This window comes from Leucobacter faecis (assembly GCF_054456695.2).
Genome location: NZ_JBTJER020000003.1, coordinates 220823 through 241168 on the forward strand (window position 1 = coordinate 220823; position 20346 = coordinate 241168).

The following is a 20346-nucleotide window of genomic DNA, read 5'->3' on the forward strand; positions in this document are numbered from 1 at the left end:
TGCGGGGATAATGGAACGATGCCGCACACCGGCGACCGCGTTCCGTCGGGGCCTACACGCCCCAGACAACGAAGTCTAGAGAGAGACAACAACGAATGACCATGACCCTGCGACAGCAGCTCTTTCGCGTGAAGCCCGTGCCCCGAGACGGGGGCGACGGCAAGAGCGAGCTCAAGCGGACTATCGGCCTGTTTCAGCTCACCATGATCGGTGTGGGCGGCACAATCGGCACCGGTATCTTCTTTATCCTGTCTGAGGCGGTGCCGATCGCCGGCCCCGCCGTGATCTGGTCGTTCATCATCGCGGGCGCCGTCGCGGGCCTGTCGGTGCTGTGCTACGCCGAGCTTGCGAGCGCCGTGCCCGTCTCGGGCTCCTCATACTCGTACGCCTACAGCACGCTGGGGGAGCTGCCCGCTATGGGCGTTGCCGCCTGTCTGCTGCTCGAGTACGGTGTCTCGACCGCGGCCGTCGCGGTCGGGTGGTCGCAGTACGTGAACCAGCTGCTCGGCAACGTGTTTGGCATCCATCTGCCCAAGGCGCTTTCGTACGCCCCCGAAGAGGGCGGCATCATCAATCTGCCCGCCGTGATTCTCATCGGGCTGTGCATGTTCCTCTTGATTCGCGGCACCTCTGAGTCGGTCGTCGCCAACACCATCATGGTGCTCATCAAGATCGCGGTGCTGCTGTTCTTCGTCGCCGTGGGCATCACGGGCTGGAACGCCGATCACTTCGCAGACTTCGCGCCGTTTGGATTCGCGGGCGTCATGACCGGCGCTGGCCTCATCTTCTTCTCGTTCGTGGGGCTCGACGCTGTCGCCACCGCGGGCGACGAGGCGAAGAACCCCAAGCGCAACTTGCCGATCGCGCTGATGTCGGCGCTCGCGGTCGTTACGACCGTGTACGTGCTCGTCGCTGTTGTAGGCCTCGGTGCGCAAGCCTCGGGCGACTTTGCTGGCCAAAGCGCTGGCCTGTCGGCGATCCTCGAGAACATCGTGGGCGCGACCTGGCCGGGCACCGTCGTCGCCGCGGGTGCTGTGATCTCGATCTTCAGTGTCACGCTCGTCGTGCTGTACGGCCAAACGCGCATCCTCTTCACGATGTCGCGCGACGGCATGGCGCCCAAGATCTTCCAGAAGGTCAACCCGCGCACGCAGACCCCGGTCGCCAACACGATTATCGTGTCGATCATCGTCGCGGTTCTCGCGGGCGTTCTGCCCATCAACTTCCTCGCAGAAATGACGTCGATCGGCACGCTCGCAGCGTTCCTCGTCGTCTCGATCGCGGTGATGGTGCTGCGCAAACGCGAACCTGATCTCGAGCGTAAGTTTCGCGTACCGCTCTACCCGGTCGTGCCGATTCTGTCGATCATCGGCTGCCTCTGGATCATCAAGGACCTGCGCCCCATCACGATCATCGTGTTCGCGATCTGGACGGTGCTCGTGCTCACTTGGTACTGGTTCACTGGCCGCAAGAACTCGGTGCTCGGTCACCAAATCGAGACCGGCAAGATCGTGCTCGTGGGCCCCGGCCGGTATGAGCTCACTGAGCCCGCCGATCTCGCGGTCGACGCGGCAGATTTTGATCCGGATCACGCCCGCGGTGCAGGCTCGAGCGATGGCGGCGCGTCATGACCGGGCAGCTTGCCCCGGGCGCCGTAGTCGTGGGCGTCTCGCCCGCGCACCCCTCGCGCGCGGCCGTGCGGTTGGGGGCGCTGCTCGCGCGCTCACACCGCGCCCCGCTCGTGCTTGCAGCCGTCACCTCGGCGGCGTGGCCACCGCTGCCCTCGAACCGCGGCGCAGACAGCGACTTTCGTGAGTTTGCAACACGCCAGGCCGAGGCAGCGCTCGCCGAGGCACGAGCGTGGGTACCGGGTGACCTCGACGCCGAGGTGCTCGTCAAGGGCGCTTCGAGCGCCAGGCGCGGCCTCATCGAAGTGTGCGAGGAGCTTGACGCGCTGCGGCTCGTGGTGGGTGCGCGCGCCGAAGGGGCGCACCACGAGATCGAGCTGGGGTCGGTCGCCTCGGGCCTCATGCAGAGCGCACCTCTGCCAATCGCGATCGCGCCGCACGACTTTGACATCGCAGACGGCACGCGCGTGCCCAGGCTCACCGCGTCATACAGCGGCTCAGAAACCTCGGGTGAGCTGGTGCTGGGGGCCGCGGCAACCGCGGCCAAATTTGGCTGCGGCATTCGCGTCGCCTCGTTTCACACGCGCCCGCGCGGTTTCGCAGAGGCGGGCGTGGGACTCGACGTCGAAGACGAAGTGATTGCGCAGTGGGGCACGGTGATCCGGCAGCACGTGACCCAGCTGCTCAGTGACATCGAGGAGTTTGCGACCCCGCCCGAGGTGAGCGACGCGGTCGTGGGAGTCGGCCACCAGTGGCATGATGCGCTGCGCGCAGTCGACTGGCTGCCCGGCGAGCTGCTGCTCGTGGGCTCTACCAGCCTCGGCCCGATCGCGCGTGTATCGCTCGGATCGCACGCCGTAAAAATTGTGCGGCACTCACCAGTTCCGGTCGTCGTCGTCCCGCGGCGGGCGACCGGTGGCTACATTGCCCAAGCGAAGCACGCCTAGCTTGCGTTTCGTTCCCATCTTCCACACCACAAGGAGTCAACATGTCTAACCTTTCACAGCCGGCCGCTCAGGGAACGCGGCTCGACGAACTGTGGTCGATTTTGCCCGAGGAGTCAGCGGCTGACGAGGCGGGCGTGCTACACATCGGCGGTGTCTCGGTGGCTGAGCTCGCCCAGCAGTACGGTACCCCGCTCTATGTGTATGACGAGGCAGGGCTGCGCAGGCAAGCACGCAGGCTACAAGACGGGTTGCGTGAGCGCTGGCCGAACTCAGAGGTGCTGTTTGCTTCGAAGTCGTTCCCTGCAGTGGGCATGTACAAGCTCGCGGCCGAAGAGGGGCTGTCGGTTGATATCGCCGGCGCGGGAGAGCTGAAGCTTGCGCTCGCGGCCGGTGTGCCGCCTGAGCGGCTGCACTTTCACGGTAACGCGAAGACCGACTTTGAGTTGGCGTTCGCTCTCGAGGTGGGCATCGACACGATCATCGTCGACAACGAAGACGAGATCGATCGCCTGGAACGACTGCTCACGAAGCCGCAAAAGCTGCTTTTGCGCGTGATTCCCGGTGTCGACGCGAAGACGCACGCCTCGCAGGCGACAGGCGGTGACGACTCGAAGTTTGGGTTGCCAATGGACCAGGCGATCGCCGCTATCGAGCGCATGCGCGCGCACCCGCTGATGCAGTTTGAGGGGGTGCACCTGCACATCGGCTCGCAGATTCTCGATGTCGATCAGTTTGCCGAGGCCGTCACAAAGATCTCGACCGCCGGCACGTTCGACACCTACGATGTGGGCGGAGGTCTCGGCGTGAAATACACCTACGACGAGACGGCACCCGAGATTGGCGACTACCTCGACGCGATCGTGGGCGCCGCCCGCGCCCACCTGCCCGCTGACGCGAAGCTGCTGATCGAGCCCGGCCGTTCACTCGTGGCACGCTCGGGGGTCACGCTGTACCGCGTCACCACGGTGAAGAGCACGGGGCACGTGTTTGCCGCCGTCGACGGCGGTATGGCCGATCAGCTCGACGCCGCACTCACCGACCAGCGCTTTGAAGCGGTGCTCGGTAACCGCACACTCGATGCGTGGACGAATACGGTGCAGCTCGTGGGGCGCCAGTGCGAGTCGGGCGACCTGCTTGTTGACAGGGCACGGCTGCCGATGCCGCACGTGGGTGACCTCGTGGTGCTCGCCACAACCGGTGCCTACGGTTACACGCTCGCCAACAACTACAACGGTGCGCTCAAGCCCGCAATCGTGTTTGTGCAAGACGGCAAGGCGCGCCTGGTCGCCAGGCGCGAGACCTACGACGACCTGCTGGCCACCCACGCCCCGGCGCTCGAGGCGTAACGCGCGTTTCAGAAACACCACAGGCCCCGGCGCATGCTGGGGCCTGTGACGTTTGATCCGGATCGATATGGCCCAGGGTCGAAGCTAGATCTGCTCGACCGCGAAATAGTTGCCTTCGGGGTCAGCGAAGTTAAAGGTCGTGCGGCCGCCCATCGTGATGAGCTCGCCGACGGTGACACCCGCGGCATTGAGTCTTGCGCGCATGCCAGAGGCGTCCTTGCTGCCGAAGAGGATTGACGGGGTCGCGAGGTCGAGTTCGGGAGACATGCTGGCCACCGTCGAACGGTCAAACAGTACGAGGGCGGCGCGATCGTCAGGAAAAGCGGCGAGCTCGACCGACAGCACGTGGCCGTCCATGCGCTGGGTGTCGCGCCGGGAGAACCCGATCTCGCGTTCCCAGAACGCGGCCACGCGCTCGGGGTCGTTGACGTACACCATGACTTTGCCGAACCGGTCGATCATTGGGGTCTCCTTGGAAGCATCGGTTGAACGGGCGTGCCGCCAGTATTGCAGTGGCGGCACGCCCGGGCAACCGCTTCTGCACGGCCCGTTTTGAGTTGGAGTGGGGGTTCGTGTAAAGTTAAATCTTGTTGCGCCGCTCCGGTAGCGCGGCAAGAAGTTCCTCTTGGGATATGGTGTAATTGGCAACACATCGGTTTCTGGTACCGACATTCTAGGTTCGAGTCCTGGTATCCCAGCCACATAACTCCCCGGTCATCACGACCGGGGAGTTTTTCGTTGCGTGGTGCACGTTGGCGCCGGTCTTGGGTTAGGGATGCCGGTGTTGTGCCTGAGGGAAGATACGCAAGGTACGCCGTACGCATGACAATACGCTCCATCTGCGGTAAACTATCTCTGATGTCACTGGTTCGTCCGGTGTCTGACTCCTAGCGCCCTGACTGCTTCGGCAAGCGGGGCGCTTTGTATTTCTCGGCGAGAGGAACTGCTTGATGGATCAGCACGAGCTAACTCGATTTCTCAGCGCGCCGAGGTTTAACCGCTATCTGGGATCGTGCGAGCTGGGGTTTCTGCTGAGCCAGGGCACCAATGTGCTGATGCAAGCGGCGCGGCGCGCGCGAAGGTCTACACATCGTAGAACCCCGCCGGGGCATGATGACGTCGTCGCCCACCTCTCTTTCGGCACTTGGTATTCGCTGCTCCCGGGCCAGCAACTCCATAGCGGGCAACGACAAGTTCTGTGGGAAGAAGCCATTGCCGCTGCATTCCCTGAACGGCATCAGGTGCCAGCGCGAGCGATCAGGCACACTGTTCACGCCGTGTACGACGTGCGAAATCGCGTCGCGCACTTCGAACCGATCTATGACCTGTACCTTGCAGGTAAGCGCTCTGCAATGGTGCGTCTGCTGCATATGATCGACCGTCCAATGAAGAACTGGTTTATGGAAGTCGAGCGATTCAGCGATGAGATTGAGCGTTTCGTAGAGACGTGGCCGACGGTCGCGGTGCAGCGATAGGAGCACGCCTGCTCGCTCGGTGGCCTACGCGTCGGGGAGTGCCTGGTGTGTCGCGATCGCCATGCGGTTCCATGAATTGATCGCACAAATCGCCATGAGTAGCTGCACGCTCTCTTGCTCTGAGAACTCGGCCTGCACCTCGCCCCAGACCTCATCGCTCACGCCACCGTCGGCAATGAGTGTGACCTCTTCTGTAAAGGCGAGGGCCGCACGCTCGCGCGCCGAGTACAGACCGGGGGCTTCGTGCCACCCGGCGAGCACGTCAAGTTTGCGCTGTGCGACACCGGCGTTGCGCCCCTCACGCGTGTGCATGTCGAGACAGTATGCGCAGTGGTTGAGCTGTGAAGCGCGCGTCTTGACGAGCGCCAACAGTTCTTCGCCGAGGCTGCCCGCGTGAACGTAATTCTCGAGCGAGAGCATCGGGGCGTATGCGGCCTTGTCAGCCGCCGCAATGTCGAGCCGCTGAATATGTTCACTCATAATGGAACTCCTTTCGAAGCACATCGCGTGTGCGGCGAAGCTCGTCGAAACATGCGCGAGTGCTCACTCGCTAGCAGGCTACACCCGCTGCAGGTAGCAGTCACGCGCCCAGAGACAACGACCCTGCGGCCGCAGACAACATGTGCAGCGCTAACCTGAAACGGTGACACACCAGGGATCGGGCTTCGAAGAAGACCCGCGCAAGTTCGCGGCGCTGCGCAACCGCAATTCAGCGACCTACATTTCGGGCGGCGCGCTCTCGATGATGGCCGACAACATCGAGCACGTACTCGGGTACTGGGTGCTGTGGCAGGTGTTTCAGTCACCGTGGCTCGTCGGATTTCAGATCGTGAGCCACTGGCTGCCCTACCTGCTGTTCTCGGTGTACGCGGGCGCGCTCGCCGAAAAATATGACTGCCGCCGCATCATCCAGATCGCGCAGGGGCTATTCATGTGCGTGTCGCTCGCCTGGGGCATCCTGTTTCTCACGGGCACACTCGAACTGTGGCACGCGGTCGTGCTGCTCGTGCTGCACGGCCTCGCCGGCTGCCTCTGGATGCCCGCCGAACAAATGATGCTGTACGATTTCGTTGGCCCCCGGCAGCTGCCCGGCGCGGTGCGCATCAACTCGACGTTCCGCTCACTCGCGTTTCTCGCGGGCCCGATCGTCGGATCAGCCCTGCTGCTCACCGCGGGCCCCGGCATCGGCATGCTCATCAACATCCTCTTCTACCTGCCGCTCACAATCTTTCTCGCGCGCACGAAGATCACCGGCCACAATCGCGACGCGGGGCGCGGCAAGGGCGATGATTCGATCCGGATCAAGCCGAGCGGTGAGCCCCAGAGCGATCGGATGTCGATCTTCGATGCGTTCAGGGTGCTGGGCACGGTGCGCCGTGACCGGTTGCTGTTTGGCATGGTGCTGCTCAGCGCGCTCGGGGCCGTGACCATTGGTGCGGTGCTGCAAAACGCGATGCCCGAGTTCGCCGATATTTTTGGGGCGGGCAGCGAAGGGTTCGCTTACGGGGTGCTGTTGTTTGCGAACGGCATCGGAGGCGTCGTGGGCGGGTTCTTGCTCGAAGCGACACGCAGGGTGCCCGCGACGGGCACGACGGCCGCGTGTGCCGCGGCCCTGCTGGGCGTAAGTACCGTGGGCTTTGCGCTCGCCCCGTCGCTCGCCGTGGCCGTGATCGCGCTCGTGGCGGGCGGGCTTGCCCGTATCACCGCCGACTCGACCGAGATGAGCATCGTGCAGCTGGAGGCCCCAGTGGGCGAGCGTGGGCGCATCATTGGGGCGTACACCATGTTTGGGCCGGGCATGATGACGTTTAGCGGCGTCACGGTCGCGGTGCTCGGGTCGTGGGTGGGGCTGCAGGGATCAGTGCTCGTCGGCGGGGTGGTGCTGACCGTTGGCGCTGCGCTCGTGTGGCTATTCGTCCTGCGTGGCGCGCGCCCGCGGCAGACAGTGGAAGAATAGGAGCCATGGCAACTCCCGTGAACTCACCGCGCGGCATGCGCGACTTTCTTCCCGCTGACAAGGCACGCCGTGAGCACGCGCTCTCGGTGATCAAGGGCGTCTACCGCGCCCACGGTTTTGACGAGATCGAAACACCGGTGGTTGAGGATCATGCGCGACTGCACGCCGGCCTGGGAGGCGACAACGAGAAGCTCTCGTTTTCGATCTTGAAGCGCGGCATTCGCGCAGAGCAGCTCGAAAAGGCTCAGGCTGCGGGCGACGCCGAACTGCTCGCAGACCTCGGCCTGCGTTTCGACCTGACGGTGCCGCTCACCAGGTTCTACGCGACCAACCGGGCCGAGCTGCCGCCCGTGTTTCGTGCGATTCAGATCGCGCCGGTGTGGCGCGCGGAACGCCCACAAAAGGGACGCTACCGGCAGTTCGTGCAGGCCGACATTGACATCATCGGCGAGGCCGGTCTCATCGCCGAAATCGAGCTCATTACCGCGACTTCGCAGGCCCTTGCGACGCTCGGGCTCTCTGGCTGCGTGATTCGTGTCAACGACCGGCGAATCTTGTTTGGGCTTTTGGCACACTGTGGCTTCGCCGCCGAGACACACGACCGCGCCCTGATCACGGTCGATAAGCTCGACAAGATTGGTGCGTCGGGTGTCGTTGAGGAGCTGCGCGAGATCGATGCTGCCGCGGCCGAGCAGCTGGGTGCCGTGCTGGCAGACGTTGAACCACTCCTGGCGGGCGACGGTATCGCATTGACCCGTGAGGCGATAGCGAGCGTGCTGCCCGAGGGCGCGGCCGAAGACGGCATTGAAAACCTGGGCGCGCTGGGCGAAGCGCTCGACGGGGCGCTGCCTGCGGGGGTTGAGGTTCGATTTGATCCGACGCTTGTGCGCGGCATGGGCTACTACACCGGCACAATCTTTGAGGTGGCACACCCGGGATCAGGTAGCTCAGTCGGCGGCGGCGGCCGATACGACGGCATGGTCGGTCGGTTCTTGGGGCAGGACGTGCCCGCCGTGGGATTCTCGATCGGGTTTGAGCGCGTGGTTGATTTGATCTCACTGCCCGAATCGACGGGCCCCGAGGCCGTAGCTCTCGTCTACGACACCGACGTAGCGTTTGCTGACCTGCTGGCACTCAAGCGCGCGCTCGTAGAAAAGGGGCACCGGGTGCGCCTCGAAAAGCGCCAGAAGAACATGAAGGCGTTGCTCGCGCGTATCGTCGCCGAAGGGTTTGTGAGCGTCGCGAATGTGCGCGCCGGCATGCGTGAGGTCGAAGACATCGAGATTCGACAGCTCGACGGTTAGTCAGCAAATTCGCAGCGCCGGGCGTTGACGGGTAACCCCTCGGGGGTGTGTGCTGTACGCACGAACACCCTCGAGGAGGCTCCCATGTCCAAGCAGGTTTTCATAAACTTCGCCACCGATGACCTCGAACGCTCGAGCGCGTTTTACGTCGCACTCGGGTGTGAGATTAACCCACTGTTTAGCAATGAGCAGGGCGTATGCGCGGTGTGGAGTGAGCACATTTATTTCATGCTTTTGACTCGCGAATACTTCGGCACCTTTACTGAAAAGAAAGTGCCAGATGCGCGCAGAGTGGCGCAGGTGCTGGTGGCGCTCGCTCAGGGCTCACGCGATGAAGTCGACGCGACCGTCACAGCAGGACTCGCCGCTGGCGGGGCAGAGCCCGCGCCCGCGCAAGATCTCGGATTTATGTATTCGCGAGACCTCGAAGACCCTGACGGGAACATCGTAGAGCTCTTCTTCATGGATCCGGCCGCCGTCGAAAGTGGCCCGCCAGACATGCCCTAGTGCTGCCAGAGCTGCGATCGGATCGTGCCAGTTACACCGCCGCGCCTCGGGCTTTCGGGCGTGACACCCTAAACTAGTGTTCGGCGGCAATCTCGCCGCCGAACACCTGCGCCGACCCCGACTGCGGGGCGGCGCGATCCGGAGCATCCGAACAGAACCCAAGGAGCGCATGGTGGCATTTATCGACGCGGTGATCGCACGCGAGATTCTCGATTCGCGGGGCAACCCGACCGTTGAGGTTGAAGTTGGCCTGACCGACGATTCGGTGGGACGCGCAGCGGTTCCCTCAGGTGCGTCGACAGGCGCCTTCGAAGCGTACGAACTGCGCGACGGTGACGAAGACCGTTACCTCGGCAAGGGCGTAACCCGCGCCGTCGACGCGGTGTTTGATGAGCTCGGCCCGGCCATTGAAGGCTTTGCGGCTGACGACCAGCGCATCATCGACGAGGTGCTGAAGGAGACCGACGGCACCGACAACAAGCAGCGGGTAGGCGCAAACTCGATTCTGGGTGTGAGCCTCGCTGTCGCACACGCAGCTGCAGCCGCAGCCGAGCTGCCCCTCTACCGCTACCTCGGTGGCCCCAACGCCTCGACGCTGCCCGTGCCGCTGATGAACATCATCAACGGAGGCGCACACGCCGACACCGGCGTTGACATTCAGGAGTTCATGGCGGTGCCGCTGGGCGCCGAGACCTTCTCTGAGGGGCTGCGTTGGGGCGTTGAGGTGTACCACGCACTCAAGGCACTGCTCAAGGAAAAGGGCCTGAACACGGCGCTCGGTGACGAGGGCGGCTTCGCCCCCGACCTGCCGAACAACGCTGAGGCACTTGAACTGATCGTCGAGGCGATCAAGCGTGCGGGCTACGAGCCCGGCCGCGATGTGGCGCTTGCGCTCGACGTGGCGTCGACCGAGTTCTACAAGGATGGCGTTTACACGTTTGAGGGCCAGGAGCGCACGGCCGCCGAGATGTCGGCCTACTACGCCGACCTGATGGCGAAGTACCCGCTCGTTTCGATCGAGGATCCCCTCGCTGAGGACGACTGGGAAGGCTGGAACCTGCTCACCGCCGAGATTGGTGACAAGGTGCAGCTCGTGGGTGACGACCTGTTCGTAACGAACCCCGAGCGCCTCGCCGATGGCATCGCCCAGGGCACGGCCAACTCGATCCTCGTGAAGGTCAACCAGATCGGCACGCTGACCGAAACCCTCGATGCCGTGCAGATGGCGCAGCGCGCTGGCTACACCGCCGTCATGTCGCACCGCTCGGGCGAAACCGAAGACGTCACGATCGCTGACCTCGCGGTCGCCACCGACTGCGGCCAGATCAAGACCGGCGCCCCCGCACGCAGCGACCGTGTCGCTAAGTACAACCAGCTGCTGCGCATTGAAGAAGAGCTCGGTGGTGCTGCGAAGTACGCCGGCCGCGCCGCGTTTCCCCGCTTCGCGGCCTAACCGGACGCTCAACTAGACACCGCAGTACAGCAGGAAAACGCGACAGGAGCACGGTGAAACGCTGGACAGACGACCTCAGGGCCTGGGCCTCGAGTCTGAAGATCAGCGGTTTCACCGTGCTCGTTGTTGTGCTGGTGATCGGCGGTGGGCTGATTGTGAGCCCCAGTCTGTCGACGTTTGTGGCGCAGCAGCGAGAAATCTCAGAGCTGCGCCGCAGCGTCGCCGAACGACGGGTTGCGGTTGACGAGATCGATGCCGAGCGTGCTAGATGGAAAGACCCGGTGTACGTCAAGTCTCAGGCGCGTGACCGGCTGTACTATGTGTTGCCGGGGGAGACCCAACTCAATGTGATTGACGACATCGTGATGCCGATCGAATCGACCGAAGAAACAAATGCGAAGCTGTCTAGGTCCCAGGAGAACTGGGCAAAGACATTCGCTGCCTCGGTTATCGCGGCAGGCCTCGCCCCCGAAGAAACCCCCGAAACAACCAAGAAGGATCCGCAGCCATGAGCCGCCCCCCGTATGACGCCCCGACCGCCGCTGACATTGACACCGTGAGTGCGCAGCTGAACCGCGAAGCTCGTGGCGTCGTCGGCATCGCCGCACGCACCGCAGCGGGTGAACCGACGGTCGTTGCGACCTCGCCCAGGCTGCCCGATGGTTCGCCGTTTCCGACGTTCTACTACCTGAGTCACCCCGAAGCCGTCGCGGCTGCCTCGCGCCTAGAAGCAGCGGGTGTGATGAACGAGTTCAACGAGCTGCTCGCTGAAGACGAAGATATGCGGGCCCAGTACCAGCGCGCGCACGAATCCTACGTTGCAGACCGCGACAGCGTCGGAGAGGTGCCCGAGCTTGCGGGCATTAGCGCTGGCGGTATGCCCGTGCGGGTGAAGTGCCTGCACGCCCTCATTGGTCATGCGCTCGCGGCAGGCCCCGGTGTGAATCCCATCGGTGACCTCGCGCTTGAACGCTGTGGCTGGAGCCCCGCCTCAATCTAAATATTTCGTTTCAACATAGAAAATGTGTTGATTCGAGCGTATTACTCAGATTTTCCGCGGAACTGGACAGTAACGCGTGAAAAAGCGAGTAGAGTAGTCGTCTGGGCGGTTTCGCCCAATTTTTCTGTGCCCGCACTCCGTGGGCCACGCGCTTCGTGCACCAGCACGGCGCATTTCATAGGCACACTGTTTCAAGGAGACTGCTTCGTGGCGAAGAAGATTCTGATCGTTGGCGGCGGCTACGCCGGCTTCTACACTGCATGGAAGCTCGAGAAGCTGCTCCGTGCGGGCGAGGCAGAGGTGACGATCGTCGACCCGCTGCCCTACATGGCATACCTGCCGTTCTTGCCCGAGGTGGCCGCGGGTTCAATCGAGCCCCGCCACGCGGTCGTCGCTCGTCGCCGCCACCTGAGCAAGACCGCAAACGTTGCGGGCAAGGTGACCGGTATCTCGCACGCCACGAAGACCGTCACCATCACGCCGAATGTTGGCGAGGCATACGACTTCGCATACGACCAGATCGTCATCACGACCGGCTCGGTCTCGCGCACGTTCCCGATCCCGGGTATTGCAGACAACGCAATCGGCATGAAGACGATCGAAGAGGCCGTCGCCGTGCGCGACCGCATGGTCGGCAACTTCGAGCGTGCAGCATCGCTGCCCGCCGGTTCACCCGAGCGTGCACGCCTGCTCACCGTCACCGTCGTGGGCGGCGGCTTCGCCGGCATCGAGACCGTGTCTGAGCTGCGCTCGTTCGCGACGTCGCTGCTGCGCCGCTACCCCGAGATCACGTTCGACGAGACGAAGTTCCACCTCGTCGAGGCAATGGGTCGCATCATGCCCGAGGTGACCGAGAAGCTTGCAGACTGGGTTGTTGCAGACCAGACGCGCCGCGGTGTTGAGATTCACCTCAACACGCAGCTGCAGTCGGCTGACGGTGGCCACATGGAGCTGTCGACCGGTGAGAAGTACGAGAGCGATCTCATTGTCTGGACCGCGGGCGTTATGCCCCGTCCCTTCCTGCGTGGCACCGACCTGCCGATTGGCCCCCGCGGCCACGTCATTGGCAGCCCGTCGCTGCGCATCACCACCGAAGAGGGCGAAGCTCTCGAGGGTGCCTGGACCGCGGGCGACACCTCGCAGACCCCCGACATTTCTTCGACCCCCGGCCCCGGCGGCTTCTGTGTGCCCAACGCGCAGCACGCTGTGCGCCAGGGTCGCCTGCTCGCCAAGAACATCGTCGCTGACCTGCGCGGCGAGGGTGTGCGCGAGTACAACCACAAGAACGCTGGCGCAGTCGCTGGTCTCGGCATGAACACTGGCGTGTTCAAGTCGGGCGGTAACTTCGCGATGAAGGGCTACTTTGCGTGGCTCGCACACCGCTTCTACCACGGCCTCGCGATCCCCACGTGGGAGCGCAAGTGGCGCGTGTTCGGTGGCTGGGCTAGCCACTTCTTCCTCGGCCGCGACATCGTCAACATCGAGGCGACGCAGAACCCCCGCGAAATCTTTGAAGAGTTCGCATCGCGCCCCAAGGCGTAATTTCGCAGCCATAATTTCTGGCTAGCATCACGAAGCGCCCTGTTCGGCTTACGCCGGCAGGGCGCTTCGTGGTGTTTCGGCTTAAAGGTGCATACCGTGCAAAGATTCAAGAGGTGGGTGTGGTGCAACGACGCTTAGTGACGTCGCCATACGTGAAGAGATCAGTAGCCGCCGTGCTGCTCACTGTTGTAGGAGTGAGCCTCGTCGGCTGTGGGGTAACTATGGCGGAGACGACGGGACCTGCGACGGGTGGAAAGTCGTCGGATGCAAAATCGTCGGGTGCTACGCCAGCTACCGTGCCAGAGGAAGCCGCCGCAGCTGAAGCCGCAACCACGGACCATGTGGTGCGTGTCGAACCGATCGGCGACGGGCCGATCGGTTTGCGTTTGGTGGATCCCTCGTCGATTGAGGCAAATGAGCAGTTCTCGGGCAAGGTGATCACCGGCCCAGGGGGCTGCCTCTCGCTTACCGCGAGTGAGCGTCCCTACACCCTGGTGTTCGATGCACCCACTAACTTTGGTTTAGCGAACCAGCGACCGCAAGTCTCTGACGGAACGCTGGGGTCGGTGCACGTGGGAAACTGGATCGATTTCACAGGCACGAGGGTTGCCATCGCCGACACAACAGGGGTGCCAGATAGGTGCGCCAAGGGCAGCGATTTCGTTGTCGCAATCGGCAGCGATTCGACTCGTTAGTTCAGCGTCGCTGCGTCTGGGCGTCCGGTGTCAGGCGCGCCAGGTCGTGCTACAGCGTCGGCGCGTGCTTCGTCAAAAATTCGTACATCTCGGTGTCGTCCACACCGGGAAAGGTGCCGGTGGGTAGCGGCGAGAGCACGTGCTGGTGCATGCGTGCGCTGGGCCACGCCTTGCCCTGCCAGCGCTCAAGCTGCGACGGCTCGGGGGTGCGGCAGCACGCCGGGTCAGGACAGGTGGACTGCATGCGTCCGCTCTTGTCGCGCCCGCGAAACCACTTCGAGTCTTCAAACCGCACGCCACACGCGATAGCAAAGAGACCCTGCTCTGCGTCGCCCGTCTGCACGCTCGTCCAAAACGTTCCCTCAGGCGTATCAGTGAACTGATAGAACTCGCTCGTGCGGTTTTTGCGGTTGAAGGCGCTGCGGCCGCCCCACTTGTGGCACAGCACTTCGCCCTCAATGGAGCCTGAATCGTCGCTCGGAAACGGTAGGCCATTATTCTCGTAGCCGCGCACTAGCGCGCCCGCCCCGTCGGCGCGGTAGTGGTGCACTCGCAAGCCCAGATGGCGGGTCGCGATATTCGTGAAACGGTGCGCCGCTGCCTCGTGTGTCACGCCGAACGCGTCGCGAAAGTCCTCGATGGCGAGGTTGCGGTTGCGCTTCGCGGCCTGCAAGAAATCCACGGCCTTGGCTTCAGGGATGAGGCACGCGGCAGCAAAGTAGTTGATCTGCAGCCGCTGCTCGAGAAACTCTGCGTAGCTCGACGGCTCCTTGTGTCCAAGCACGCGGTGCGCCATCGCCTGCAGCGCGAGCGATCTCAGGCCGTGCCCGCCGGGAATCGAGGTAGGAGGCAAATAAATGAGGCCATTCTCGAGGTCGGTAATGCTGCGGGTGTTTGACGGCAGCTCATCGACGAACGTGAGGGTAAACCCGAGCAGCTCGGCGAGCATCGCGACTTCGCGGTGCGTGACAGCCCCCGCGCCGTGCCCAATGCGGCGCATCAGGTCTGACGCGACCAGTTCGATATCTTGCACGTAGTTATCGCGTTCGCGCATCTGAAGCCGGATCTCGGTGTTGGCTCGCCGTGCTTCTTCGCTCGACGCCGCTGCTGCGCGTGAGCGCCTGGCGAGCTCACGGTGCAGCCCCACGAGCGACTTCAGAGCATCGTCGCCGAGCGTGCGGGGAGCGCGCACGTGGGGGAGGCCGAGCCGCAGGTAGCCCGGAGCGGTTTGCGCGCGCTCGAGTTCGATCTCGAGTGCGCTGCGCTGATCCGGAGCTTCGCGGCGCAGCAGCTCAGCGGCCTCGACACCGAGCTCGCGCGCGATCGCCTGGAGCAGGGTTAGCTTGGGTTCGCGGCGGCCGTTTTCAATGAGCGAGAGCTGGCTGGCAACTACACCGACGCGGTCGCCGAGCTGGCCCAGTGTCAGCCCGGCCTTGGCGCGCAGGTGCCGAATGCGCTTGCCCATGACGAGGCGGTCGAGGTCTGCCGGGTTTTGGTTGGGGGCCGGATCTTGCATCATGATTTTGACTATACGGCAATAATCGCGAATATTTCCACCGTAATTGGTGAATGAAAGGTGAATAGTCGCGTAAAAATAGAGATGTCACCGATTCTTCACCCGCTCGGGGTGACTAACGAGGAGAACAACGCTATGGGCAGCATCGATACAGCCGAGGCCACGATTACGATCGCGGAGCTCGTGCGAGCACAGGCCACTACCGCGAACACCGAGGTGCTCTCGTGGGTCACGGAGGTTGCCGAGCTGACCAAGCCCGACGCCGTCGTCTGGTGCGATGGCTCGCAAGACGAGTGGAACCACATCACGACCGAGATGGTCGAGGCTGGCACGCTGATTCGCCTGAACAAGGACCTGCGCCCCGGCAGCTTCCTTGCGCGCTCACACCCCGCAGACGTCGCACGCGTCGAAGACCGCACCTTCATTTGCTCTGAGAACGAGTCAGACGCGGGCCCCACGAACAACTGGGCTGCCCCCGCCGAGATGAAGCAGACGCTCATGCCGCTCTTTGACGGTGCGATGCGCGGCCGCACGATGTACGTGGTGCCCTTCTCCATGGGCCCCGTCGGCGGGGCCATCACCCAGCTCGGCATCGAGATCACCGACTCGCCGTACGCCGTGCTCAACATGCGCATCATGACACGCATGGGCCAGGCCGCAATGGACGGCATCACCGCTGGCAGCGAATGGGTGCGCACGGTGCACTCGGTCGGCATGCCGCTCGATGCTGGCCAAGACGACGTCGCATGGCCCTGCAGCGACACCAAGTACATCACCCACTTCCCCGAGACACTCGAGGTGTGGTCGTACGGATCAGGCTACGGCGGTAACGCACTGCTCTCGAAGAAGTGCTTCGCGCTGCGCATCGCCAGCGTCATGGGTAAGAAGGAGGGGTGGCTTGCCGAGCACATGCTGCTGCTCAAACTCACCAACACCGAGACCAACAAGGCCTACCACCTGTCGGCAGCGTTTCCCTCGGCGTGCGGCAAGACAAACCTTGCGATGCTGCAGCCGACGATTCCCGGCTGGAAGGTCGAGACGATCGGTGACGATATCGCATGGCTGCGCCCCGGCTCTGACGGCCGACTCTACGCGATCAACCCCGAGGCGGGCTTCTTTGGTGTAGCACCGGGCACCGGCGAGAGCACCAACCCCGTCGCGGTCGAGACCATGTGGGGCAACACGATCTTCACGAACGTCGCGCTGACCGATGAGGGCGACGTGTGGTGGGAGGGCAAGACCGACGAGGTCCCCGCCCACCTCATCGACTGGCAGGGCAACGACTGGACTCCCGAGTCGGGCCGCGTCGCGGCTCACCCCAACTCGCGCTTCACCGTGCCGATTCAGCAGACCCCCACTCTCGCGCAGGACTGGTACGAGCAGAACGGCGTGCCGCTTGACGCGATTCTGTTTGGCGGCCGCCGTGCCACCAACATTCCGCTCGTCGCCAAGTCGCTTTCGTGGGAGCACGGCGTGTTCATGGGCGCGACCGTGTCGTCAGAGAAGACCGCCGCGCAAGAGGGCACCGTCGGCGAGCTGCGCCGCGATCCCTTCGCAATGCTGCCGTTCTGCGGCTACAACATGGCCGACTACTGGGGCCACTGGCTCGAGATCGGCCAGAAGCTCGGTGAGAAGGCCCCCAAGGTGTTCCAGGTGAACTGGTTCCGCAAGGGCGCCGACGGTCGCTTCCTGTGGCCTGGCTTCGGCGACAACTCGCGCGTGATCGACTGGATCATTCGCAGCGTCGAAGGCGATGTTACGGGCGAGACGACCGCGATCGGCACCGTGCCCGCGGCGGGCGAGTTGAAGCTCGATGGCATCGAACTGCCCGAGGCCGACCTCCAAGAGCTATTTGCGATCGACGCGCAGTCGTGGCTCGATGAGGCCGCGCTCACCGAAGAATACTTCGCCCAGTTCGGTGACAGCCTGCCCGCCGAGATGACGGCCCAGCTCGAGGGACTGCGCAGCCGCCTCGGCGCGTAACCCAGCAGCCCGCGCGATGTGCGCCCGGGCCCCTAGACCGTAAGCCCCGCCGTTCTGCCCAACGGCGGGGCTTACTCTATGTAATCGAGGGCGCAGGTGCTGCAAAACCCGAGCGCTGCAGTATGCGCATTGGTGGTGCCCCTACTGGGATTCGAACCCAGACTTGATCGATTTTAAGTCGACTGCCTCTGCCGGTTGGGCTATAGGGGCGACGATCCATGATCCCACATATTTGACCCGCGAAATTACAGCACCTTGTTTAAGAATTCTCGCGTGCGTTCTTGCTGCGGGGTATCGAATATTACAGCAGGGGGGCCAGCCTCAACGACGATACCGCCGTCCATAAAGATGACGCGGTCGCCAACTTCACGAGCAAATCCCATCTCGTGGGTGACGACCACCATCGTCATGCCTTCTTCAGCTAGCTGCTTCATAACCGCGAGCACATCACCTACGAGTTCGGGGTCAAGAGCCGAGGTTGGCTCGTCGAAGAGGAGAATTTTAGGTTCCATCGCGAGCGCGCGAGCGATCGCGACTCGCTGCTGTTGACCGCCCGACAGCTGCCCAGGATATGCCTTTTCTTTGTCGGAGAGCCCGACCTTGTCGAGCAGCGCTCGGGCGCGCTTCATGGCATCGGGTTTGCTGAGCCCGCGCACCTTCATCGGCGCAAGGATCACATTCTCAATCACTGACTTGTGTGGAAACAAGTTGAACTGCTGGAACACCATGCCAATTTCAGTTCGCAACTCATCAACGTTGAGCCGTGGGGCAACAACATTCTTGCCGTCGACGAATACGGTGCCGCTGGTGATGGTTTCGAGCAGGTTGAGGCACCGTAGAAACGTGCTCTTGCCCGAACCAGAGGGGCCGATGACGCACACCACCTCGGACTCGGCGATCGAACAATTGATGCCTGAGAGCACCTCGTTGTCTCCGAACGACTTATGCAGGTCTTGCACCTCTATTATTGTGTTCATCGTCGGTCCAGTCTTTTCTCGGTGATGCTGAGCGCCTTCGATAGCGTCAGTGTGATGGCCAGATAGAACAGTGCAACCGTCGTGTAGATCTCGACCGCATTGAAGTGACTCGCTGCAATCATGCGGCCTTGGAAGATCAGCTCGGGGACGAGGATCACTGACAGAATCGAGGTGTCTTTGATGCTAATGATGAACTGATTACCGAGCGGTGGGATCATGCGCTTGAACGCCTGCGGCCAAATCACGTGGAGCATCGACGTGTGCTTACTCATGCCAAGGGAGCGGCTCGCCTCCATCTGTCCTTTGTCGACAGACTGAATGGCGCCGCGCACAATCTCGGCGATGTAGGCGCCTGAGTTGAGTCCAATAACGATAATGCCAGCGAGCACCGATGGCAGCGTGTAATTGATGATGAGTGGCAGCGCGAAGAAGATCCAAATGGCTTGCACTAGAACGGGGGTGCCACGAAAGAGCTCGACGTACATCGTGCTAAGCCAATACAAGGGCTTCAGTGTACTAATGCGGCCGACGCCCGCGGCGGCTCCCAGCGCGAACCCGATGATGAGCCCTGCGATCGAAACAAGTAGCGTGTAATAAAGCCCGGTAAGCAGTGCCGGAAGGAAGTCTACGACCCCGGCCCAGTCGAAGTTGGCGAGTGCAGTCAATGCGGGTGTGCCTCTCGTGAAGGGCCGGTCGGCATGATCTGACCGGCCCTATCGAACTGGGAAAAACTGCTATTTGGCAGAGGCTGCGAGCTCGTCGAGCCACGTGGGCTCTTCACCGAACCATTTGGCGAAGATGTCTGCATAGGTCCCGTTTTCGATGATGGTGGCGAGGGCCGAATCCATTGCTGCCACGAGAGCATCGTTGCCCTTCGACACGGCGATGCCGTAATCCTGAGCTTCTAGCAGGTCACCCACAACCTTCAGTTTGCCATCGCCCGCGGTGCTGACGTAGTACTCGACGTTGGGGGCGTCGTACAGCACGGCGTCTGCCGTGCCACCTTCGACGGCGAGATAAACCTGATCAAGCTGCTCGAAAGGCAGCGCCTTGGCGCTAGGAATATTCTCTTTAATGTAGTCAAGCGGAGCAGAACCCAGCCGTGAAGCCACAGTTTTCCCCTCTAGGTCTTCAACACCCTGAATATCTGTGTTGTCGACGGGGACGCCTACCTTGATACCCGATTTGTAGTAGGGGTCTGTGAAGTCGACGGCCTTCTTGCGGTCATCGGTGATCGTGATGCCGGCGATGGCGATGTCAAAAGCCCCGGTCTGCAGGCCGGGAATGATCCCGTCGAAGTTCGTGGTTTCGAGGTTAATGTCAAACCCGACCTCATCGGCAATCGCGTTCACGATATCGATGTCGAAGCCGACATGCTCGCCATCTTGGTCAAATTCGAATGGCACAAATGAGCTGTCGGTGGCGACAGTGTAAGACGACTTGAGGTCACCCGAATCGGCCGAGGTGCCCGCGTCGTCGGAGCCGCCTGAACTGCCGGTGTCGCCGCTTGAACAACCGACCACTCCCGCTACGAGTGCAACGGCAGCGGTGGCTGCGAATGCTGTAAAAATGCGCTTGGTGAACTTCACTGTTGACCCCTTGCTTTTCGAATCTCCGGGTAGGAGCTTTCACTCCACGCTATGGAACTTGTCGGCCACGGGCAAACAAGCAGGGCCCAGTGTGCGCCGATTTAGCCCGGCTCCGGGCTTTAGTCTGCTCGTCCACGCCACCCGCCGATCGTAGTGGTGGCGTGCATCTGAGCGTGCCACGCCAAATGTGCAACATCTGAAAGTCACGTTCTGGTACCGATTGAAATTGCGCCCCGAGCGGGGCGTGAATCGCGCGACCCAGTAGGCTGATGTGGTGCTATTTGCCAAGTTCGTTCTTATCGCCGCGATTGTCGCGGCCGCCTCGCTCGGTCTCTTCATGCGTGTGCGCGCGTGGCGGGTGCGCAAAATCGCCGAGCGTGCGCGCTGGGAAAGCGAGCTTTCGCGCGACCTGCGAGATCTCTGATCT

At 62.8% G+C, this 20346-nt stretch carries 20 protein-coding genes and 2 tRNA genes; 15 read left to right on the top strand and 7 right to left on the bottom strand.

What is annotated here, in order from left to right; translation table 11 throughout:
- Positions 1-95 precede the first annotated feature (95 nt).
- The 3 genes from ACXR2W_RS04675 to lysA are packed head-to-tail and all read left to right on the top strand — an operon-like array spanning position 96 to position 3921.
- Complete coding sequence (locus ACXR2W_RS04675) at positions 96-1631, top strand: APC family permease (protein WP_458814101.1); 1536 nt, start codon at positions 96-98, stop codon at positions 1629-1631.
- Positions 1628-2575, top strand: coding sequence for a universal stress protein (locus ACXR2W_RS04680; RefSeq protein WP_458814103.1), 948 nt, complete (start codon positions 1628-1630; stop codon positions 2573-2575). Before ACXR2W_RS04675 ends, ACXR2W_RS04680 begins: the two co-directional genes overlap by 4 nt.
- A 41-nt stretch (positions 2576-2616) precedes the next feature.
- Entirely contained in the window at positions 2617-3921 is a 1305-nt protein-coding gene (gene lysA / locus ACXR2W_RS04685) for a diaminopimelate decarboxylase (RefSeq protein ID WP_458814105.1), read from the top strand.
- A gap of 84 nt (positions 3922-4005) precedes the next feature.
- On the opposite strand, the gene ACXR2W_RS04690 is transcribed toward lysA, so the two are convergent.
- Positions 4006-4383 carry a VOC family protein gene (locus ACXR2W_RS04690; RefSeq protein WP_458814107.1) on the bottom strand — a complete coding sequence of 126 codons (378 nt, stop codon included), beginning with the start codon at positions 4381-4383 and terminating at the stop codon, positions 4006-4008.
- 164 nt (positions 4384-4547) lie between these two features.
- On the opposite strand from ACXR2W_RS04690, the gene ACXR2W_RS04695 reads away from it, so the two are divergent.
- A tRNA-Gln gene (locus ACXR2W_RS04695) sits at positions 4548-4622 on the top strand.
- Positions 4623-4871: 249 nt separating this feature from the next.
- Positions 4872-5396 carry a hypothetical protein gene (locus ACXR2W_RS04700; RefSeq protein ID WP_458814109.1) on the top strand — a complete coding sequence of 175 codons (525 nt, stop codon included), beginning with the start codon at positions 4872-4874 and terminating at the stop codon, positions 5394-5396.
- Positions 5397-5420: 24 nt separating this feature from the next.
- Here ACXR2W_RS04700 and ACXR2W_RS04705 read toward each other — a convergent pair whose 3' ends face one another.
- Complete coding sequence (locus tag ACXR2W_RS04705; RefSeq protein WP_458814111.1) at positions 5421-5876, bottom strand: carboxymuconolactone decarboxylase family protein; 456 nt, start codon at positions 5874-5876, stop codon at positions 5421-5423.
- 163 nt (positions 5877-6039) lie between these two features.
- On the opposite strand from ACXR2W_RS04705, the gene ACXR2W_RS04710 reads away from it, so the two are divergent.
- From ACXR2W_RS04710 to ACXR2W_RS04745, 8 genes are all read left to right on the top strand, one after another.
- Complete coding sequence (locus tag ACXR2W_RS04710; protein ID WP_458814113.1) at positions 6040-7353, top strand: MFS transporter; 1314 nt, start codon at positions 6040-6042, stop codon at positions 7351-7353.
- A 5-nt stretch (positions 7354-7358) separates the two neighbouring features.
- Positions 7359-8657, top strand: coding sequence for a histidine--tRNA ligase (hisS, locus tag ACXR2W_RS04715; RefSeq protein WP_458814115.1), 1299 nt, complete (start codon positions 7359-7361; stop codon positions 8655-8657).
- Between the two features lie 84 nt (positions 8658-8741).
- A complete protein-coding gene (locus ACXR2W_RS04720) occupies positions 8742-9164 on the top strand; it encodes a VOC family protein (protein WP_458814117.1) in 423 nt (140 codons plus the stop codon).
- A 172-nt stretch (positions 9165-9336) separates the two neighbouring features.
- Positions 9337-10617, top strand: coding sequence for a phosphopyruvate hydratase (eno, locus tag ACXR2W_RS04725; protein WP_458814343.1), 1281 nt, complete (start codon positions 9337-9339; stop codon positions 10615-10617).
- A 53-nt stretch (positions 10618-10670) separates the two neighbouring features.
- On the top strand, positions 10671-11129 hold the full coding sequence (locus ACXR2W_RS04730) for an FtsB family cell division protein (RefSeq protein ID WP_458814119.1): 459 nt from the start codon (positions 10671-10673) through the stop codon (positions 11127-11129).
- Complete coding sequence (locus tag ACXR2W_RS04735; RefSeq protein ID WP_458814121.1) at positions 11126-11617, top strand: DUF501 domain-containing protein; 492 nt, start codon at positions 11126-11128, stop codon at positions 11615-11617. The genes ACXR2W_RS04730 and ACXR2W_RS04735 overlap by 4 nt, the downstream gene beginning before the upstream one ends.
- Before the next feature lie 207 nt (positions 11618-11824).
- Positions 11825-13159 carry an NAD(P)/FAD-dependent oxidoreductase gene (locus tag ACXR2W_RS04740; protein ID WP_458814123.1) on the top strand — a complete coding sequence of 445 codons (1335 nt, stop codon included), beginning with the start codon at positions 11825-11827 and terminating at the stop codon, positions 13157-13159.
- A 221-nt stretch (positions 13160-13380) separates the two neighbouring features.
- A complete protein-coding gene (locus tag ACXR2W_RS04745) occupies positions 13381-13854 on the top strand; it encodes a hypothetical protein (RefSeq protein WP_458814125.1) in 474 nt (157 codons plus the stop codon).
- Between the two features lie 49 nt (positions 13855-13903).
- Here the strand turns inward: ACXR2W_RS04745 and ACXR2W_RS04750 are convergent, their stop codons facing one another.
- Positions 13904-15373 carry a helix-turn-helix domain-containing protein gene (locus ACXR2W_RS04750; protein ID WP_458814127.1) on the bottom strand — a complete coding sequence of 490 codons (1470 nt, stop codon included), beginning with the start codon at positions 15371-15373 and terminating at the stop codon, positions 13904-13906.
- 132 nt (positions 15374-15505) lie between these two features.
- Between ACXR2W_RS04750 and ACXR2W_RS04755 the strand changes: the two genes are divergently transcribed.
- Positions 15506-17353 (top strand): phosphoenolpyruvate carboxykinase (GTP), encoded by a 1848-nt coding sequence (locus ACXR2W_RS04755; RefSeq protein WP_458814345.1) that lies wholly within the window; start codon positions 15506-15508, stop codon positions 17351-17353.
- Between the two features lie 133 nt (positions 17354-17486).
- On the opposite strand, the gene ACXR2W_RS04760 is transcribed toward ACXR2W_RS04755, so the two are convergent.
- From ACXR2W_RS04760 to ACXR2W_RS04775, 4 genes are all read right to left on the bottom strand, one after another.
- Positions 17487-17563: transfer RNA gene (locus tag ACXR2W_RS04760), tRNA-Leu, on the bottom strand.
- Between the two features lie 35 nt (positions 17564-17598).
- The gene (locus ACXR2W_RS04765) at positions 17599-18330 is read right to left on the bottom strand and encodes an amino acid ABC transporter ATP-binding protein (RefSeq protein WP_458814129.1); all 732 of its coding nucleotides are present in this window, start codon (positions 18328-18330) and stop codon (positions 17599-17601) included.
- Positions 18327-18995 carry an amino acid ABC transporter permease gene (locus tag ACXR2W_RS04770; RefSeq protein ID WP_458814131.1) on the bottom strand — a complete coding sequence of 223 codons (669 nt, stop codon included), beginning with the start codon at positions 18993-18995 and terminating at the stop codon, positions 18327-18329. The genes ACXR2W_RS04765 and ACXR2W_RS04770 overlap by 4 nt, the downstream gene beginning before the upstream one ends.
- Before the next feature lie 69 nt (positions 18996-19064).
- Complete coding sequence (locus tag ACXR2W_RS04775; RefSeq protein WP_458814133.1) at positions 19065-19919, bottom strand: transporter substrate-binding domain-containing protein; 855 nt, start codon at positions 19917-19919, stop codon at positions 19065-19067.
- 274 nt (positions 19920-20193) lie between these two features.
- Here ACXR2W_RS04775 and ACXR2W_RS04780 point away from each other — a divergent pair, with 274 nt between their 5' ends.
- The gene (locus ACXR2W_RS04780) at positions 20194-20343 is read left to right on the top strand and encodes a hypothetical protein (protein WP_458814135.1); all 150 of its coding nucleotides are present in this window, start codon (positions 20194-20196) and stop codon (positions 20341-20343) included.
- Positions 20344-20346: the final 3 nt, after the last annotated feature.

Excerpts from the sequence above, each read along its gene's own strand:
- ACXR2W_RS04675 (WP_458814101.1), top strand. The coding sequence starts at position 96 with ATGACCATGACCCTGCGACAGCAGCTCTTTCGCGTGAAGCCCGTGCCC.
- ACXR2W_RS04680 (WP_458814103.1), top strand. The coding sequence starts at position 1,628 with ATGACCGGGCAGCTTGCCCCGGGCGCCGTAGTCGTGGGCGTCTCGCCC.
- lysA (WP_458814105.1), top strand. The coding sequence starts at position 2,617 with ATGTCTAACCTTTCACAGCCGGCCGCTCAGGGAACGCGGCTCGACGAA.
- ACXR2W_RS04690 (WP_458814107.1), bottom strand. The coding sequence starts at position 4,383 with ATGATCGACCGGTTCGGCAAAGTCATGGTGTACGTCAACGACCCCGAG.
- ACXR2W_RS04700 (WP_458814109.1), top strand. The coding sequence starts at position 4,872 with ATGGATCAGCACGAGCTAACTCGATTTCTCAGCGCGCCGAGGTTTAAC.
- ACXR2W_RS04705 (WP_458814111.1), bottom strand. The coding sequence starts at position 5,876 with ATGAGTGAACATATTCAGCGGCTCGACATTGCGGCGGCTGACAAGGCC.
- hisS (WP_458814115.1), top strand. The coding sequence starts at position 7,359 with ATGGCAACTCCCGTGAACTCACCGCGCGGCATGCGCGACTTTCTTCCC.
- ACXR2W_RS04720 (WP_458814117.1), top strand. The coding sequence starts at position 8,742 with ATGTCCAAGCAGGTTTTCATAAACTTCGCCACCGATGACCTCGAACGC.
- ACXR2W_RS04735 (WP_458814121.1), top strand. The coding sequence starts at position 11,126 with ATGAGCCGCCCCCCGTATGACGCCCCGACCGCCGCTGACATTGACACC.
- ACXR2W_RS04745 (WP_458814125.1), top strand. The coding sequence starts at position 13,381 with ATGGCGGAGACGACGGGACCTGCGACGGGTGGAAAGTCGTCGGATGCA.
- ACXR2W_RS04750 (WP_458814127.1), bottom strand. The coding sequence starts at position 15,373 with ATGATGCAAGATCCGGCCCCCAACCAAAACCCGGCAGACCTCGACCGC.
- ACXR2W_RS04755 (WP_458814345.1), top strand. The coding sequence starts at position 15,506 with ATGGGCAGCATCGATACAGCCGAGGCCACGATTACGATCGCGGAGCTC.
- ACXR2W_RS04765 (WP_458814129.1), bottom strand. The coding sequence starts at position 18,330 with ATGAACACAATAATAGAGGTGCAAGACCTGCATAAGTCGTTCGGAGAC.